Here is a 1,269-nt window from a genome sequence, read left to right on the forward strand (position 1 = left end):
CAGGCGCGGCGGCGGGCTGTCGGCCCGTGGGCGAAACAGTGCTGCGCCGCCCCTCCCCGCAGGCCATGATGTGCGGCATGGCCACTGTCCTGCTCGCCCTCGCCGTCATCTCCACCGGCCTGTACGCCGGCATCATGCTGATCTTCCTGACCGGGATCATGCCCGCGCTGGCCCGGCTCACGGACGGGGAGTTCGTGGTGGCCATGCGCCGGATCAACGAGGAGGTCCCACGCGGGATGTTCCTGCTCCTGTTCCTCGCCGAAGTGGCCTTCCCGGTCGCCGCGCTCGCCGTCCCCGTCGACCACCGCTCCGACACCCAGTGGTGGCTGCTGCTGGCCGGCCTGATCTGCGTGCTGGTCAACCACCTCGTCACCGTCGCGGGCAACATCCCTCTCAACAACGCCCTGGCGTCGTCCGAGGCCGCGCCCGAGGCCAACCCCGACAGCGCCGTCCGCACGGCCTTCGAGAGCCGCTGGAACCGCCTCCACGCCGTCCGCACGCTTCTCGCCGTCGGGGGGTTCGCGCTGATCGTCAGCGCCTCGCTGTCGTGACGGTGAACAGCCCCACGGTCTCCCGCCGGCTCGCGACCTCGGCGAACCCGGCCCGAGCGGCCCACTGTTCGGCCAGCTCCACGGGGCGGCACTCCATCTCCCACAGGACGCCCTCGCGGTTCGGCAGCACGTTCGCGATGAACTCCAACTGAGGGTGGTGGGTCTGTGTCGTGAAGACCAGCACTCCGCCGGGGGCGAGCATGCCGCGCAGCCGCGCGACCGACGCGGCGATGACGGCTTCGTCCAGCAGTAGTTCGTAGAGCCCCGACACGACGACGATGTCGGGTGCGGGGGAGGCGGGTGCCGGGTCGAGGGCGTCCCCGTACGCGTACGAGATCCCCGTCAGCCCTCGCTCGGCCGCCTGGCGCCGCCCCTGCGCGAGACCCGCGCGGTCCAGGTCGCGGCACTCGACGTGGAGGGTGCCGGGCTCGTACTCCGCGAGCAGGTCCTGGAGGTACCGTCCGGGCCCCGACGCCACGTCCAGTACGCGCACACCGCCACCGGCCCCGTTGTCGCCGCCGCGCCGCGCGATCTCCTTACGGAGGACGTCCTTGAGCAGTTCGCGACGGGCGCGGATGGCGCGCCATCCAACCGCGTTCAGATACACGCGGTCGATGAGGTGCCCGACGACCGGGAAGCCCCCGGCCTTGTTGACGTACACGTAGTCCAGCATCGATCCGCTGTCGAAGCCGTGCCGGTATCCGATCCGGATCCCGGC

General features: G+C 71.3%; 2 protein-coding genes. One reads left to right on the top strand and one right to left on the bottom strand.

Annotated elements, in window-relative coordinates; all coding sequences use genetic code 11:
* The coding region (locus ACFXKA_RS42925) for a DUF1772 domain-containing protein (RefSeq protein WP_379431896.1) at positions 1–551 on the top strand (551 nt) is incomplete at its 5' end.
* On the opposite strand, the gene ACFXKA_RS42930 is transcribed toward ACFXKA_RS42925, so the two are convergent.
* A partial coding sequence (locus ACFXKA_RS42930) for a class I SAM-dependent methyltransferase family protein (RefSeq protein ID WP_379431897.1) occupies positions 532–1,269 on the bottom strand: 738 nt, incomplete at its 5' end. The two genes, ACFXKA_RS42925 and ACFXKA_RS42930, sit on opposite strands and share 20 nt — an antisense overlap.

Origin of the sequence: Nocardia sp. NPDC059228, assembly GCF_042754245.1 — a bacterium.
Classification (GTDB): Bacteria; Actinomycetota; Actinomycetes; order Mycobacteriales; family Mycobacteriaceae; genus Nocardia.